The organism is Enterococcus raffinosus, assembly GCF_018917525.1.
Taxonomy (GTDB): domain Bacteria; phylum Bacillota; class Bacilli; order Lactobacillales; family Enterococcaceae; genus Enterococcus_A; species Enterococcus_A raffinosus_A.
Genome location: NZ_JAHLOS010000002.1, coordinates 206,344 through 222,459 on the forward strand (window position 1 = coordinate 206,344; position 16,116 = coordinate 222,459).

Here is a 16,116-nt window from a genome sequence, read left to right on the forward strand (position 1 = left end):
ACTCGTTTATGAAATTTTATTGTTTGTCTGAAGAACCAAAGCCGCCGGTTCTTTCAGCTCCTTCTTCATCATTATCGGCTTTAAGAAACGGCAAGAAAATCCCCTGTCCGATCCGTTCACCTTTTTTGATATGAACATCGGTTAAACCAAAATTTGAAAATTGAAACATAATATGCCCTTCGTTGTCCGGGTTATTATAATAATCGCTATCGATCACGCCCACCCCATTACTTAACGTTAAGAAACGCTTCAACGGATTGCTTGAACGATTCGCTAATTGCAAGTATTCATCATGCTCCATATACGCCTTGATCCCTGTAGGTACTAAAACTGGTTTGACAATCTTTTCAGGTACCTCAGAGTTTTTAGTAAAGTGATTGATGATCTGTTTCCAAACCGCTGGGATCACGATATCTTCTGCTGCTTCAAAATCATACCCCGCCGCATTTTTGGTTGCCCGTTTTGGCAAATTGATTGCTTTATCTTGATAAGCTGTTGTAACTTCAAAACCTCGTTTTTTCATGTTGAACTCCTTTGTGAAATATATAGCTATTCTACCATAGAGCAAGCAACTGTTCGAAAATCTTTTACGAAAACTCTATGGAAATTTAATGAATTTTTTTCGCCTTACTCTAATTCTCGCTAATCCGCTCATCCAACGCTGGTAAACGATTGATATACATCTCAATCCGTTTGGCATAAGATGGATTTTCTTCGTATATTTTAATCTGTTCTTGTAACATTTGAAGGTCATCCGTTACAATACCGTTGACATTCAATGAGACCATTCGATCCATCGAATCCGCATCATTAACGGTCCAAGCATAGACATCTTTGTCTTCTTCATGAGCACGACGGACAAAATCGCTGGTTAATGTTGTTTCTTCCATCGTATAAGCATTCGCAGGCGTTTGCGGGAATACTAAATTATAAGGCAAGACATAACTGACATACAACTTTGGTGCCTTCTCCTTTAGCTCAGCTACCACATGATAATCCAAAGAATGTATCCGGTGATGATTAGCCAGAATCGTTGCTTGGTACTTATCGATGAATCTATCCATCATCTCTTTAGAATCAGCGGAAGTTGTTTTGATCTCAATCAGTAATTTTTGATGATGCTCATTAGCAAAAGCTAAGTAGTCATCAAAACTTGCGATAGGCGCCACATGACCATTCTCCACCGCTTGTAGCTCTTGAATTTCACTTAATGTCAGTTCATGGGTGGTCTTGTCTCGTCCTGTCAGCCTTTTTAGATTTTTATCATGGAACACGACAAACTGACGGTCCTTCGTTTCTTGGATATCCATCTCGATATAATCAGGTTTTTCTTTGATCGTCGCAGCCATTGCTGGAATCGTATTTTGTACTCCGTTCCCATTATCGACTCCTCGATGTGAAATGGTTAAGGGAATCGAATCTTCAAGTCCGGTTAGATAAAGAACATTGCTGAGTAAGGTCGTTCCGCCTAAAAAAATGAATAGTATCACTGCGGCGATCCGTGTCCACAAACTTGGTCGAACTAATCGCAAAGGACGTTCGCCACTAATGATTAATGGATAGAATTTTTGAACCAACACACTAAAATACAAAACGGTTGCCCACGCTAGCATTAATTGGCTAAACAATTGGATGCTTGATAAGGTAAGCATGGCACCAATTGCTGGAAATGGCTTCGGAAGTAAGTCGAACCCTAATTGCAGTCCATAGCTTATCCCATAGCCTACATAGGAAACTAAGGATAGAACCGCTGTTAAAAAGAAAATTCGCCAAGCATAATGCCAGTACCGATGATGAGTTAGCTTTAAACTTTTTTCAATGGCCGCTTTCGGCGTTTCATCCGAAAAAATCATTAGTGGCAATACAAACAGCAAACGAATTCCAATATAAGAGACAACAATCGAAGCAACTATCAGCAATAGGAGAAACAAAAGGTTTTCACTCAAGGCTTCTAAAATAAAAACCGGGATGGTCACTTTGCTTAATAACGGCGTTCGATAAATAGCATTTGCGAAGGGCAGGATCAATAAAAAATAGAAAAGAAAGAAAAAGAACGTCTCTGGCCGCAAGTGCCGCATGTGATAAAGCGACTTCTTAAACAAATCCCAAAGAGAATGATTTTCCTTGGTTTGAATACTTTTGACACCAAATAGTTGAAACGTGAACTGTAGAAAAACCAGCGTTAGAACAAATGCCAAAAGCAGTAACAATCCTCCCAACACCGCGGGGTGCTTTGTTAGGATTGTCAAAAGATTCGTATTTGAAACATAGGGAATATTTCCTTGTTTCAAAATAAAAGCAATCAAAAATTGAACCACTGGAATGACTAACATTTCCAAAACGATATTTGTTCCAACGATCAGAAGAATATAGCTTCCCCAATGACGAAGAAACTCTCGTGAATAAGTAAAAAAGAAGCGCAATGAAGACATTTGATATCCCTCCTTTATCCGATAGATTTAAATCATGAACAGTTCATCAATTTTGATGAACCCGTAAAAAGTATAACTAACAGCTACCTCATTCTAATGTTTTCATTTTCTAAAAACGTGAAAAATGAGGCCAATTTTCGTTTCGCATACCATTTTACTAACCTGCTGAAGCAGGAAGTATAACTGGCAGCTATCTCTTTCTAAGGTATTCATTTTTCAAAAAACGTGAAAAATGAGGCCGATTTTCGTTTCGCATACCATTTTACTAACCTGCTGAAGCAGGAAGTATAACTGGCAAAAATCGGACACAGGGGTTATGTGTCCGATTGGGTTTGTCGTTTCCGATCATAGTCTGGGTCAAACTCATCGGTCTCGATATAGATATACGCTTTTTTATCTGGCAAAGCCTTGCGGATCACTCGCTCGATTTGATTTACTACCTCATAGCTGACCCCTTCATAAGAATCCGCGATATCGATCTTCGCAGCGATCATCACTTCTGTGGGACCTAAATGGACCGTTTTGATATCGATCAACTTTTTGACTTCATCACGTTTGAAAGCATTTTGAATTTTTACTAAATCATTTTTAGACACGCTTTCTCCAATGATCAAGCTGTAAAATTCCCGGGCCAAAAAAATCGAAGCAAACATCAGCATCATCCCGATCAATAACCCACTCAAGGCATCGAACATTGGATTTCCAGTAAGCATTGTCAATAACGTGCCAATGATCGCTAAGACTAAACCAATCACTGCACAAAAATCTTCCGTAAAAATAATCAATATCTCACTATGGCGACTTTCATGTAAAAATTTAAATAACGGCAGCTTCTCTGTATTTAACTCACGAATTTCTTTGATTGCTATTCGTAATGAACTGCCTTCAACTAAAATACCAAAAACCAAGATACCTAATACAATCAAAGGATTCGTAACTTCATGGCTGGGATGAAACAATTTTTCCACTGCTTCCCAAATACCCAGGGCGCCACCACCGAAAAATAGCATTGTCGCTACAATCGTACTAAAAAAATATTTTGCTCGGCCTTCTCCGAATTGATGCAAGTCACTTTGACCACGGGCCGCTCGGCGATCGCCAAATAATAGTAAGATTTGATTGCTACAATCTACTACACTATGGATACTTTCATTCATCATTGCGGCACTACCGCTAAGCATGTAGCCTACAAATTTACTGACAGCTACCAGCACATTCGCCAGTAATGCTGCCAAGACTGCCATCGAGCCATGCATTTTCTTCTCTTCCATGTGATTCACTCGCTTCCTAATGTTTCCTATTATAATGCAGAATGGAAAAATCATAAAAGCAAAGCCCCTCAAACAAATCCTTCGTCAATCCAAACAATGCATGAAAAAAGTTGAATAAGAATAAACATAGCTATACAACTAGTCCTTTGTGATTTGACTTGTTATACCACGATAAAATTCTATCTAAGACAGATACTGTCGTTTCAGTACCAGATCAACACCTTATATGTCCAGAACATAACGACTCCTATTTAACAGAATGTCTAGTAAATCTGACGCAAAAGAGCACTATATCTTTCTAGGTCTTAAACTCTGTCATATTTCCGCGAAAACGCAAAGGCAGATGATTCCGTTGCGCCACATAGTTCGCTCGTTCATCGATCGTGACTGAACGCAAAAAGGTTTTCCACTGTTGGCGAATTGCCTGTTCATTACTCGCCTCAGTAAATTCCGGACAACTGGTGTTTTCCATCAAATGGATATCACCGTGATCAATGATTCCCAACAACTCATGAGTCTCATCATAAATCATGATTTTTTTCTGGGGATAACGCTCTGCAAAATGCGGACAGAGGTAGGGCATCACATAGTGTTTCGGAGTGATTTTGCTAAATAGCACGTCACCCACATATTCAAAACGAACGAATCCCGTCAGTAGATGATTCTCACCTAACATCGTTCGGATGCTTTTCCGTAAAGCTAAGATGGAAGGATGGCCCAAATGATTTTCTAATAAATCTTTCGTCTGCAAAGCAATCTCGATGGCATCTAATAAATAGCGTTCTTTTCCTTCAAGAGTGGCGTAAAAGCCATTTTGAATAAAAAGAAAATTTTCCGGCCTTAGTCGTTGACGTAAACGACGATAGATTTTTTCCCCGCGCATGGGATCAGTCGCCACCCATTCCGCGAAAAACAAACTTTCTACTGCCGTCTCTGGTGACAAAATCATCGCTGGAAATTGCTTTTCACGAAAACTGCGATCCACAACAGTCATAAAACCTAAAAAACTTCCGTCATACTCCCAATGTTCTGTCGATTCCCGCATAATTCTCACCTACTTTTCGCGTGTTCAAACCGTTCTACATCAAAAAGCGACAACTGCTCGCTGGTTGATTGGGTATTGTGCTTTTTCAACACCTCGTATTGCTTTGAAGAAATTAATGACGTAATGATCCACTCCGGGTCCTTGATCAATCCGGCTGGTGTCTCATGATTACAGGCAATAAAATATTGAGCTCGCTTGATCACGATCCCTAATTTCTTTAAATCTGTTAAATGCAAGCGGTAATATTTTCGGGCCTTGACAATATTTTGTGCGCTCTTTGGACCGATGCCGGGGACTCGCAGCAACTGCTCATAGGACGCAGTCTGCACGTCAACCGGGAAACGTTGATAATTCTGAACTGCCCAATTGGCTTTGGGATCGAGATAAAGATTGAAATTAGGTTTATCCTCAGATAATATCTCGTCAGCCGTGAACTTATAAAACCGCAATAACCAATCTGCTTGATATAAGCGATGCTCTCGCAATAATGGCGGCTCAGTTGTGACTGCTGGCAATAAATTATCCTGATTAACCGGGATATAGGCCGAGTAATACACACGCTTCAACTGGTATTTTTGGTACAAATTCTCTGAAATCTTGACGATTGAACGATCACTCTCTGGACTGGCTCCGATAATCATCTGTGTTGATTGCCCAGCCGGCACAAAACTTGGTCCGCGCCGAACTGCTGGTAAAAATTCCTGTTCTTTTTTTACCGTCGTGATCTGCTTCATGGGTTTATATAGGTCAAACGGATCTTTATCCGGAGCCAGTAATTTCAAGCTTTCGCGAGAAGGCAGTTCGACATTGACGCTCATGCGATCCGCCAAAAAGCCTAACGCCTCGATCAACTTTTCATCCGCGCCGGGAATCGCCTTGACGTGGATATACCCGCGAAACCCTTTTTCCTCACGCAAAATTTTCAAGGTTTTAATCAAGAGCTCGCATGTGTAGTCCGGATTTTTGATAATCGCCGAACTCAGGAACAGCCCCTCGATATAATTACGCATGTAGAAATCCATGGTTAAGTCCGCCACTTCTTGTGGCGTGAAGGTCGCTCGTGGAATTGCATTTGATTTTCGATTGATGCAATAGTGACAATCAAAGATACAGGCATTGGTAAATAATAATTTTAACAACGACACACAGCGGCCATCCGGCGTGAAGGAATGACAGATTCCTGAAACTGCAGTACTGCCTACTGTACCTTGACGGGTATTATTCTCCACACCACTGCTTGAGCAAGAAACATCGTACTTTGCAGATTCCGCTAAAATTTCTATTTTTCTTTCCCGCTCCATCTAAAATCAGTCTCCTTTACCGAACGTATGTTCTTATTTAACCAAACAAAAGACGATTTGTCAAAAAAGATTTCAATAGATACTCCTAAAGACGGAGGAATAACGCGCTAAATTTGCTATAATTTTAACTATCAAAGAAGATGCGAGCTAGCTTTTCGCAATTTATAAATTGCCGATAAAAAAATGTGAGTGATCAAAAAGAATCAATGATCAAAACACATAGCTAGATCGTATACAGCTTGAAAATAAAAAAGGAGTGGGAAAGAGATGGAAAGGAAACAATTTATTTGTAGTAAGTGTGGGTGTCAACATTATACTTCGGACCAGTTCCAAGCAACTGGCGGAAATTTTGCTAAAATCTTCGATGTTCAAAACAAAAAATTTACCACTATCAGTTGTAAACAATGCGGCTATACCGAACTTTACCGCGGTGAAACTTCTGACGGCTGGAACATCCTAGACTTCCTAATGGGTGGAAGCTAAACAAAAAAAACGGCCTGGCCGTTTTTTTGTTTGTCCTATTCCAATTTAACGCACAACTACTGCAAATTTTCTTGCATTATAAATTGCTTCAAAAGTCGTACGACTCAACCAATAAGAACCACTGATCGGATCAGACACATGTACTTGATTTCCTGCTTTATTAAACCCATCTAAGGTGACAGCGTGGTTATTATTTGCAGCAACTCCAAAACTCCAATTTCCCCAACGAATTGGCTGGAAATTAATTGTCACCCATGCCACAACAGGATTCCCATTTTTTACTTCATTTATCAAGGTATTCATTGAACTGCCAGATATATTTTGAACATTTCCATATTTTTGACCCCAGGTTGTAAGCGGTGCTGGATAGATTGCAGAATACGTATACGCATTTTCAACGAATGGTGAACCAACAAATCCATTATTAGGATTTCCATTTGATGACTTCGGAATGGTATTTAAAAACGAGCGCAAACTCCATCCGCTTAGTTTTCCTTTGTATTGTAATGCTTGTAGCAGCGATGCGCCTTCACAGCCACTTGGTGCGCCTAACGCATACTGATTATAATTTCGCACACCTAACAAACGATAATCTTCATGACTCTGTTCTCCATCACTAACCGCATACCATGCAATACCTTCATATCGCCAACCAGCTTTTTTTAAGTTATCCCGCTCAGAAGTAATTGGCGTGTAATGATGCGAGCCTGCTTTGGTGTTTGGATTATATAAGCGATATAAAGGGATGCCCGAATTAGGTGAGTACCAAGATATCCCTTCATCGCGCCAACCAACCTTCTTCAGATGATCGCGCTCACTCGCAATTAACGTATAGTGGTGATCCCCAGCATTCGGATTGTATAATCGATAAACCGGATTTCCGCTGGTTGGTGCTTGCCAACCAATCCCCTCATAACGCCAACCAACTGATCTCAGATGATCACGTTCGCTCACCGTTTTCGTATAAAAATGTTCTCCACTGTTGGGATTATACAGACGATACATCGGAATAGATGAGGCAGCAGCTCTAAATGATCGCGCATTCCCTTGAACTAATTCTTCTTTGGGCGCTTCGGTCGCATTGGCTTCGGCTTGACCTTCTTTAACCGGAGGCTCCAATTCTACTACTTCACCATTCACCACTGCCGTTTGTTTTTCAGTAGAATTTTCTGTATTTTGACCATTAGGTTCACTTGAATCTGATGAAAAAATAGTATTGTCATTCTCATTAGTTGCGGTTGAATTACTTTTAGATTCGATGGTACTTTGTTCTTGAATTAATTCTTCTGCCTTGATAGTAGTAGAAACACTGAACGCAGAAAGTATTGTTAGGCTGATCAATAAAACGCTCTTTTTCATTTAAACTTTCCTTCCTTAATTCGACAAAAACAATAAGTAACAAAAAATAATGAATTAATAATTAACACTCTTTTTATTCTGACTGTTATATTTTACGTTTTTCCTATTATTTCGTCTTTTAATCAGCTTGTTCATTTATATATAAGCAGGACCTATCGAATACATCTATTAATTCAAAAAAATTCTACTGTTCGCTTCTTAAAATCATATCCGAGGTGTCGCCTTCCGTGCCTTTCAGCACTCTTTTTTAAGTAGCTTTAACTTGAAGTTTGTTTATTTTTTGCATTAACACTTTCAAATAGAACCAAGTAATTTGTTCACAAATGAGTTGAATTTTTGATTAATACACTTTCTCATTCCTGAATAAACCTCACCTATTTAAAGCTTTATTCTCCAAAAGGCAACCAACCATAACCAAATTCGTTACTAACAGTTGGTTCTTTTTTCTATTTAAGTACGATAAAGTGTAATCAAGGAGGATGAAAAGTATGAATAATCAGAATAATCCGATCGCAAACAACTTGCGATCATTAAGAAATCGAAATAATTGGTCATTGGAATATGTGGCAGAACGCCTAGAGGTATCTCGGCAGGCCGTTGCTAAATGGGAGAATGGGGATTCTTTACCTGATGTAATGAAGTGCGATGCACTGGCTAGTCTTTACGATGTTACGTTAACTGATTTAGTTCGTCATAATGAGGAAACAGAAGGGATACCGATTGGCCCAGCTGGTAAACACATCTTTGGAATCGTTCCAGTAGGAGCTCGTGGACAGATTGTCTTACCTAAAAAGGCCCGTGACCTCCTAAATATCCAAACAGGAGATACGCTGGTCGTTCTCGGGGATACGAATCCTGCTTCTACAGGAATTGCCTTGATTGATAGTGAGGCCTTTATGCGAATGACCGGAAACATGATGGAGAATATTTTTGATCAAAAGGAGGAATCCTGATGCATTTACTTGAAGTAACAGAACTTACTAAAAATTATCCGATGTTTTCATTGAAAAATGTCAGCTTTCAAATACCAAAAGGCAAAATCGTCGGCCTGATCGGAGTCAATGGTGCAGGTAAAACGACTATCCTAAAAGCACTATTGAATTTGATTCCTTTAGATCATGGACATGTCAGGATGTTTAAAACGCTTTTTTTAGAGAATGAACTTTCCTGCAAACAAAAAACCGGTGTTGTTTTAGGCGGTATCGATTTTTATAAAGAGAAGAAAATTAGAGATATCACTAAAGTTACGAAACGATTTTATTCAGATTGGGATGAAACCGCTTATCAAAATTATTTGAAGCTCTTCTCTTTGGAACCGAACAAAAAAGTCAAAGAACTTTCTGCTGGGATGAAAGTCAAATATTTGATTGCCTTGGCTCTTTCGCATCAAGCGCAACTATTTATTTTTGATGAACCAACTAGTGGTCTTGATCCGGTTTCGCGAGATGAACTGCTCGAAATTTTTCAACAGATCGTTAAAAATGGCGATAAAAGTATTCTTTTCTCTACGCATATTACATCGGATTTAGAGAAATGTGCAGATGCGATCATTTATATCAAAGAAGGCGAACTGATCAAGGATGCACCTAAAAAAGAATTCATTGATTATTTTCAGTATTTGAAGCAGCCTGATGAAATGGAAGCACTTAGTCTAGAAGACATCATGGTCCGAATGGAGGGAAAACATTATGATTTCTAACTTACTATATAAGGAGATTCGCTTAGCGGCTCACCCCAATTTATTTGTCTTCACCTTGATGGGACCGTTGGTGTTAATTCCCGGTTATCCCTATACGATGGTCTTTCTCTTTAGTCTGATTGGGAACTTTGTAAATTTGATGTACACCCGTGAAACCAATGATATCTATTATTCCACCCTGCTGCCGTTGAAAAAGGCGGAAGTCGTCTTGGGAAAGTGGCTGGTATTACTTGTTTCACAGCTGCTGACAATCTTGATTTCAATTCCGTTTGCCTTTCTACGCCTGCAGCTGTTTTCACAACCTAATCCAGTGGGAATTGAAGCAAATACTGCCTTTTATGGGTTTGGGTTGATAATCTTCGCTTGCTTCAATTTGATTTTTCTAACGACTTACTTTAAAACCAGTTATAAGGTAGGAGCTTCTTTTCTAAAGGGATTATTTCCAGCGACCTTATTAGCAATAATCTTAGAAGTAATCGTCCACTTCCCTGCTCTTAAATGGTTGGACTCAGTCACTTTTGATGGGCAAATGCAGCAACTTCCAATTTTAGCCGCAGGAATCCTGATTTATATCGTGGCGATGTGGGCAACCTATAAAATTTCTGTTCAGCGATTTAGTCAGGTAAATTTGTAGCTTCACCTAGTTCTTGTAGAACAAAAAAACGTTTTGATCAAAAAATTGATCAAAACGTTTTTTATTTCTCGAAATAGGCTGTCCAAGAAAGGCCCTCGCCGTTCGCTTTTGCTCCAACAAAATCCTTCTGAGTCGACTTTCTAACTAGCTTCCCCTCACCAGTCAGATCATCCATCATTTCTTGATGGCGTGAATAGGTCACCATTTCCAACTCATTCAAATCACGATTGGTAAAAAAGTCTTCGCTCGGTTCGACTTGTTCCGGTTGCGAAAAATCCGCTGTCACCTTCTCTTCTACTTCACCCTTTTGATTGAACCAAAAAAATAGAAATACCGCCGCCAACACACCCACCAGTGCCAATACTTTTTTCATTGCGTCCTCCTTGCAGCTTCCTCTTACTTTTCAGTATGCCACAGTTGAAAACGTTTTTGAATGAAAAATTAATTGTTTATAGAATAAACTTTTTCAAGCTACGAATAGTTAGCGTTGGAGTTAACTTCTCATTAAAGATAATACTAAGAGTAACAATACCGCTTAGTCAAACTCTTCGTATTCATTTGGATCTTGACCCTCAATTCGTCCGTCGGCTTTTTCCAATAGATTGATGCGTTCAATTTCTGTTTGCGTCAATTCAAAATCAAAAATAGCCAAATTCTCTCGTTGATGCTGCAAATTCCGTGATTTAGGAATTGGAATAATTCCTCGTTGCGCGTGCCAGCGTAGGATGATTTGGGCTGAAGTTTTTCCATATTTTTCAGCCAATTCCGTAATCACCGCTTCTTTCAACGCATCGCTGCCGCGTCCTAGAGGACTCCACGCTTCAGTTATAATTCCACGTTCCTGATTGGCCTTTACCATTCGTTCTTGAACCCAATAAGGATGGATCTCAATTTGGTTGATTGCTGGGGTCACACCCGTTTCATCAATAATTTTATCTAAATGCTCTGGTTCAAAGTTCGATACCCCAATAGAACGGATTAGGCCTAATTTCTGAGCCGTCACCATCGCCTTCCAGGCTTCCACATACAAGCCACGCTTTGGTAATGGCCAGTGGATCAGGTACAAATCAAAATAATCCAAGCCCATACGGAATAATGATTCCTGAATCATCATCAATGCGTCCTCATAGTGATGATATTTACCTGGTAATTTCGTCGTCACAAAAAATTCAGAACGTGGAACTCCTGAGCGACGAATCGCCTCACCAACGATTCCTTCACTATCATAATTAGTGGAGGTGTCTAGCAAACGATAACCATCCTGAATCGCCGTCAAGATTTGGTCCAAGCCTTCCCCTCCGCGAATCTGATACGTACCTAAGCCAACTGCGGGTATTTGGTGTCCGTCATTCATAGTCATCAATGGTGCTTTCATCAGTAAATTCCTCCTTGTATTTTTAAAGCTTCCTTGTTCTCTCTATATCCACCATAACATCAAGTTCTCCTTGCTGTTAAATCCTCTGCTCAGCCGCCAATAAATTTTTTTAAGAATAGGAAGATAAATTAGGAGGAAAGAGGTATACTACAGAATGAACACGTTAGAAGGAGATAATTACGATGGATTCGATTATTTGTATAGTTCTAGGCATGTTGTTTGCCAATGGCGTTCCTCATTTTGTTAAGGGGATTACTGCAGAAAAGTGGGATGTTCCTTGGAAAAAACCTGCTTCCGCTTCTACAAATGTCTTGTGGGGAATCGCAAATTGGCTGGTCGTCGTGATCCTTTATGCGCTCTTCAAGCCAGACATCAATAGCTTCGATGCTGCCTGCTTCTTGATTGGGATGGGTATTACGGGCTACTATTTGGCTTTGCATTGGTCAGAAAAAACAAATGAAAATGACGCTACTTGATGAGCAGCGTCATTTTTTATCCTTCAATTTCCTTTTTTTGTTTCTTTGTCAGCTTCTGATAAACCAGTTGATAAGAAACCTCGATCAATTGCTTGATGGCATCATCGGTTAATTCTTCACTCGCCAATTTGATCGAATTCCAGTGATTCTTATTCGTGTAATACCCTGGGATCACGGTTCCAGCGTAAATTTCCCGCAGCTCTTCATTTTTTTCCGGTAAATTTTTCAGTGTTATGATGGCATCTTCGCTTGCTTCGTCGCTCATCATGCCAAACATCTTCCCCTGCAAATCAAAATAAAGCACTTCCCAATCTTCGCGAAAATAGACTTTCGCACCCTTTAATGTCTCCCCGAACGCTTTAAAGGTTTCAATTCGTTGTTGCAACACCTTATTCTCCATAGTTCCTCCTTGATTGTAGGCTAGAATGATTCTCTATCTTATTCATACCTAGTATAACGTTTTCAAGTGTCCGCTGCCTACAAAAGAAGTCTTTTTTACAAATCCTGTTTCTTAAATAGCCAATAAGCTGCAACTAAACCAACGATACCTGTCAGAAAAATACTCCCCAGCGTTAATAGATCATCTTTTGAAGTCAGGTCCATCAAATTTTGAACAACCACCGCTGACCACGGAATGATTCGGGCTAATTTGAAGGGCATGTTTATCGCAAACATCTCGATTCCAGTAAAAGCGAGCGCAACCATGATCGTGGGATAGAATAGTTTTCGCTGCATAACGCTGACTGTTAACAAAGGAATCGCAGCAATAAATCCAAGCAAACAGTATTTAAGTAAGGTGGTAATCAGCATTTTCGTTCCTGTTAAACCGAAAGTATCCGGATAGATTAGCCAGCCGCCGATCGTATAAATAACAATAACACCAATTAACGTTCCAAGGTACCAGATAAACCAAATCACCAATTTTCCTAAAAGAAATCGCCATCTAGAGGTTGGTGCGGTCAATACATTGTTGATGGTTCGATCTTCATACTCACGCTGCATCAAGAAAGTAATGATGAAACCGCTCATAATGGATAAAACCATCCCTACAACCACATAAACACTCATCAACCAAGTCTGATAGTTTTCAATTGGACTCTCAACTATGACTAAATCCTTAAACACCATAAAAGCTGAGACGAGTAGCGTAAGTAAAGAACATACGGCAAATATCCTGTTGCGTCTGAGCTTCATCCATTCAGCAGAAATCACATTAAGCAATGCCAACACCTCCCGTAATCTCCCGGAAATGTTCTTCTAAATTTCCAGAGCCGATAAACAGGCTTGAGACCTCGATCCCATTTTTTCCAAATAAGTGATTGATTTCTTGCGGTTCATAAGTAAAATCAAAAATTTTGATCGTATTATTTTCAGCGACCGAATAATTGGTTAGCTGCATTTTCTCTTCTAATAAACGCGCAGCTTGGTGTACATCTGATACGGTAATGCTGATAAAGCATTGATTGTGTTGCTCAATTTGATTCATGTCACATTCTTCCAACAGCTCGCCATCATGTAAGATACCAATGATATCCGCGATTTGCTCAATCTCCGACAACTGATGGCTAGAGATTAGAATCGTTTTTCCGTGAACCTCCGCTAATTTCTTCAACAATTTACGAATTTCAACGATTCCGATCGGGTCCAAACCATTTGTTGGTTCATCCAAAATTAATAATTCCGGATCATTCATCAAGGCATTGGCGATCCCCAGACGCTGCTTCATTCCTAATGAATAATTGGCAAAGCGTTTGTGCCCTGCACGAGATAAATCTACCAGCTTCAATGCCCTTTCTACACTGCTTTTTTGAATCTGACCTTTCAGCTTAGAAAAAACAGTTAAATTTTCTGGACCTGATAAATAAGGGTAAAAACTTGGCGTTTCGATCATATTTCCGATCCGTGAATACACTTCAGGATGCTTCATTGGCGATTGGTCAAATAACCGGACTTCGCCTGAACTTGCGCCCGCTAATCCTAAAAGTATTTTCATGATCGTCGTTTTCCCTGCACCGTTACGTCCCAAAAGTCCATAGATTTTCCCCTTAGGAATCGTCATCGATACATCTTTGACAACGGTCTGATCGCTGTAGTGCTTCGTCAGCGCGGCGGTCTTTACAATAAATTTTTCCATGGCGACCATCCTTTCTATACCTTTAGCTTAGCAGTGCTACCTTGTCCTAACCTTGCCGAATTCTTGTTTTTCTCTGGTTTATTTAGGCAACATCAAGAAGAAGCTTGTTCCTTCACCTAGTTTGCTTTGAACGCTGATTTCTCCATGATGGGCCGTAATTAATTCCTGGACGATCGCCAGACCCAAGCCATTTCCCTTTGAGCCACGCGCCTCATCGCCTTTATATAAACGGTTAAAGATCCTTGGTAAATGTTGTTCTGAGATCCCTCGTCCATTGTCGGAAATTTCCAGTCGTACTTGCTGGTCCTGCTCCACTAATCTAATCGTCACCTTATTTCCTTGACTGTGCTTCAAACAATTTTCCAGTAAATTATCGATGATCCAGCGAAACGCTGCTGCATCAATCGTACAGCGAAGCTCCTTTTCAGGAATCTGGATGTCATAGCTAAACCGCATTTCCATCCGAGGAATCCACTCACTGACAATCTCTCTTAAAAACTCACTAACATCGGTTGCTTCAAATTGATAGTGCCGTTCGCCAGATTCAAGCTTGACCCATTCAAAAAGTGTCTCGATATACGTTTCTAATTCAAAGGCTTTCGCCTGAGCTGCCTGCAAATACTCCTGCTGCTCCGCTTCCGTAACCAAACCGTCAGTAATCGCTTCTAAATAACCAATCAATGAAGCCAATGGCGTTCGAACATCATGGGATAAGCTAGTGATCAACTTGCGATATTCATTCTCCGAAATCTGCAAGCGGCTAAGCTGCTGTTTGATTTCTGAAACGATCTCATTTAACCGAAAACAAAGTGCTGCTATATCAGAGTTTTCATCCACAACGATTTTCCGATCGAGATTGCCCTCGCCGATATCTTCCAACACAGCCATTGCTTGTACAATCTGACGTTTATTTTGTTGCAGCCTCACAATCAGCAGCAAACATAATACCGCCAGCAATAAGCAAATTATACTCAACACCAACATCATTTATCCCTCCTGATTAAATCGATAACCCACACCTCGAACAGTTTGAATAAAAAATGGCTGCACTACATCTGGCTCGATCTTCTTCCGCAACTTGCTGATAAAGGACATAATGTTGTTATCATCAAAGGCATAATCCGCGCCCCAGACCTGTTGATAAATTTGCCGCTTCGTAAAAATCTGCCCCTTATGAGAGGCCAGAAAATATAACAACTCAAACTCTTTTCCAGTCAGTTTCAACGGTTTTTCATTCAATAAGACAATTCGTGTTTGTCGATTAAGAGTTAGATGATTCAATATTAACGGCTTTTCATCAATAGCCGCTTGATTAAACTTCGTATAACGCCGAACCAACGAATCAACCCGTGCCATCAATTCCGCCATGCTGAAAGGCTTCGTCAAATAATCATCCGCCCCCAATTGCAGTCCCCGAATCTTATCCGCCTCTTCATTTTTAGCTGTCAACATCAAAATCGGTACCACACTTTGTTTACGGATCTCTGCTAAAATACTCATGCCATCAATTTGCGGCAGCATGATATCCAAGACAATCAAATGATAATCACCCGACAGTGCCAATTGCAGACCACCAGCACCCGTATGGACAAGCTGCGTTTCGTAACCAGTATTTTTTAAATAACGATCAATAATCGAACAAAGCTCCTGGTCATCATCAATGACCAATACCTTAGTTTCCTCCTGCATAAGCCCTCTCCTCATAAAAAATAATTATTCTATTATTAATTCTAGCAAATAACTTGAACGTTTCGGACGAAAGTTTCAGAGTTTAGGAATAAAAGAAGAACGGGAAAAGAAAAACACCTTCCGCTGTTGGAAAGTGTTTTGGGAAAACTTCGGGGAATGGGCGGTGGACAAGGATTTGATTCTTTAGTTGGTTTGTTTTTCAAATAGTAAGTGTCGCC

The 16,116-nt window shown here is 40.0% G+C and carries 18 protein-coding genes; 5 read left to right on the plus strand and 13 right to left on the minus strand.

Annotated elements, in window-relative coordinates; all coding sequences use genetic code 11:
• Positions 1–16: 16 nt before the first annotated feature.
• From KQI58_RS02690 to KQI58_RS02710, 5 genes are all read right to left on the minus strand, one after another.
• The gene (locus KQI58_RS02690) at positions 17–523 is read right to left on the minus strand and encodes a dUTP diphosphatase (RefSeq protein WP_216406228.1); all 507 of its coding nucleotides are present in this window, start codon (positions 521–523) and stop codon (positions 17–19) included.
• Positions 524–632: 109 nt separating this feature from the next.
• A complete protein-coding gene (locus KQI58_RS02695) occupies positions 633–2,432 on the minus strand; it encodes a glycerophosphoryl diester phosphodiesterase membrane domain-containing protein (RefSeq protein WP_216406230.1) in 1,800 nt (599 codons plus the stop codon).
• A 314-nt stretch (positions 2,433–2,746) separates the two neighbouring features.
• The gene (locus KQI58_RS02700; RefSeq protein ID WP_216406232.1) at positions 2,747–3,703 is read right to left on the minus strand and encodes a cation diffusion facilitator family transporter; all 957 of its coding nucleotides are present in this window, start codon (positions 3,701–3,703) and stop codon (positions 2,747–2,749) included.
• Between the two features lie 298 nt (positions 3,704–4,001).
• Positions 4,002–4,748 carry a TIGR03915 family putative DNA repair protein gene (locus tag KQI58_RS02705; protein WP_216406234.1) on the minus strand — a complete coding sequence of 249 codons (747 nt, stop codon included), beginning with the start codon at positions 4,746–4,748 and terminating at the stop codon, positions 4,002–4,004.
• Between the two features lie 5 nt (positions 4,749–4,753).
• Entirely contained in the window at positions 4,754–6,049 is a 1,296-nt protein-coding gene (locus tag KQI58_RS02710) for a putative DNA modification/repair radical SAM protein (protein ID WP_216406235.1), read from the minus strand.
• Between the two features lie 267 nt (positions 6,050–6,316).
• On the opposite strand from KQI58_RS02710, the gene KQI58_RS02715 reads away from it, so the two are divergent.
• Entirely contained in the window at positions 6,317–6,532 is a 216-nt protein-coding gene (locus KQI58_RS02715; RefSeq protein ID WP_216406237.1) for a zinc ribbon domain-containing protein, read from the plus strand.
• Positions 6,533–6,577: 45 nt separating this feature from the next.
• Here KQI58_RS02715 and KQI58_RS02720 read toward each other — a convergent pair whose 3' ends face one another.
• A complete protein-coding gene (locus KQI58_RS02720; RefSeq protein WP_216406239.1) occupies positions 6,578–7,891 on the minus strand; it encodes a C39 family peptidase in 1,314 nt (437 codons plus the stop codon).
• A gap of 488 nt (positions 7,892–8,379) precedes the next feature.
• Between KQI58_RS02720 and KQI58_RS02725 the strand changes: the two genes are divergently transcribed.
• Genes KQI58_RS02725 through KQI58_RS02735 form a run of 3 tightly spaced genes read left to right on the plus strand, consistent with a single transcriptional unit; the run spans position 8,380 to position 10,224 of the window.
• Positions 8,380–8,844 carry a helix-turn-helix domain-containing protein gene (locus KQI58_RS02725; RefSeq protein ID WP_216406242.1) on the plus strand — a complete coding sequence of 155 codons (465 nt, stop codon included), beginning with the start codon at positions 8,380–8,382 and terminating at the stop codon, positions 8,842–8,844.
• A complete protein-coding gene (locus KQI58_RS02730; RefSeq protein ID WP_216406377.1) occupies positions 8,841–9,590 on the plus strand; it encodes an ABC transporter ATP-binding protein in 750 nt (249 codons plus the stop codon). Before KQI58_RS02725 ends, KQI58_RS02730 begins: the two co-directional genes overlap by 4 nt.
• Positions 9,580–10,224 carry an ABC-2 transporter permease gene (locus KQI58_RS02735; RefSeq protein WP_216406244.1) on the plus strand — a complete coding sequence of 215 codons (645 nt, stop codon included), beginning with the start codon at positions 9,580–9,582 and terminating at the stop codon, positions 10,222–10,224. The genes KQI58_RS02730 and KQI58_RS02735 overlap by 11 nt, the downstream gene beginning before the upstream one ends.
• 61 nt (positions 10,225–10,285) lie before the next feature.
• Here KQI58_RS02735 and KQI58_RS02740 read toward each other — a convergent pair whose 3' ends face one another.
• Both KQI58_RS02740 and KQI58_RS02745 read right to left on the minus strand, forming a co-directional pair.
• Complete coding sequence (locus KQI58_RS02740; protein WP_216406245.1) at positions 10,286–10,597, minus strand: hypothetical protein; 312 nt, start codon at positions 10,595–10,597, stop codon at positions 10,286–10,288.
• 162 nt (positions 10,598–10,759) lie between these two features.
• A complete protein-coding gene (locus tag KQI58_RS02745; RefSeq protein ID WP_216406247.1) occupies positions 10,760–11,599 on the minus strand; it encodes an aldo/keto reductase in 840 nt (279 codons plus the stop codon).
• 182 nt (positions 11,600–11,781) lie between these two features.
• On the opposite strand from KQI58_RS02745, the gene KQI58_RS02750 reads away from it, so the two are divergent.
• Positions 11,782–12,075, plus strand: coding sequence for a hypothetical protein (locus tag KQI58_RS02750; protein ID WP_216406248.1), 294 nt, complete (start codon positions 11,782–11,784; stop codon positions 12,073–12,075).
• Positions 12,076–12,091: 16 nt separating this feature from the next.
• On the opposite strand, the gene KQI58_RS02755 is transcribed toward KQI58_RS02750, so the two are convergent.
• From KQI58_RS02755 to KQI58_RS02775, 5 genes are all read right to left on the minus strand, one after another.
• Complete coding sequence (locus tag KQI58_RS02755; RefSeq protein ID WP_216406250.1) at positions 12,092–12,475, minus strand: MmcQ/YjbR family DNA-binding protein; 384 nt, start codon at positions 12,473–12,475, stop codon at positions 12,092–12,094.
• A gap of 95 nt (positions 12,476–12,570) precedes the next feature.
• Positions 12,571–13,287, minus strand: coding sequence for an ABC transporter permease (locus KQI58_RS02760; protein WP_367397910.1), 717 nt, complete (start codon positions 13,285–13,287; stop codon positions 12,571–12,573).
• Between the two features lies 1 nt (position 13,288).
• Positions 13,289–14,209 carry an ABC transporter ATP-binding protein gene (locus KQI58_RS02765; protein WP_216406254.1) on the minus strand — a complete coding sequence of 307 codons (921 nt, stop codon included), beginning with the start codon at positions 14,207–14,209 and terminating at the stop codon, positions 13,289–13,291.
• Between the two features lie 78 nt (positions 14,210–14,287).
• The gene (locus KQI58_RS02770; RefSeq protein WP_216406256.1) at positions 14,288–15,196 is read right to left on the minus strand and encodes a sensor histidine kinase; all 909 of its coding nucleotides are present in this window, start codon (positions 15,194–15,196) and stop codon (positions 14,288–14,290) included.
• A complete protein-coding gene (locus KQI58_RS02775; protein WP_216406258.1) occupies positions 15,197–15,898 on the minus strand; it encodes a response regulator transcription factor in 702 nt (233 codons plus the stop codon).
• Between the last annotated feature and the right edge of the window lie 218 nt (positions 15,899–16,116).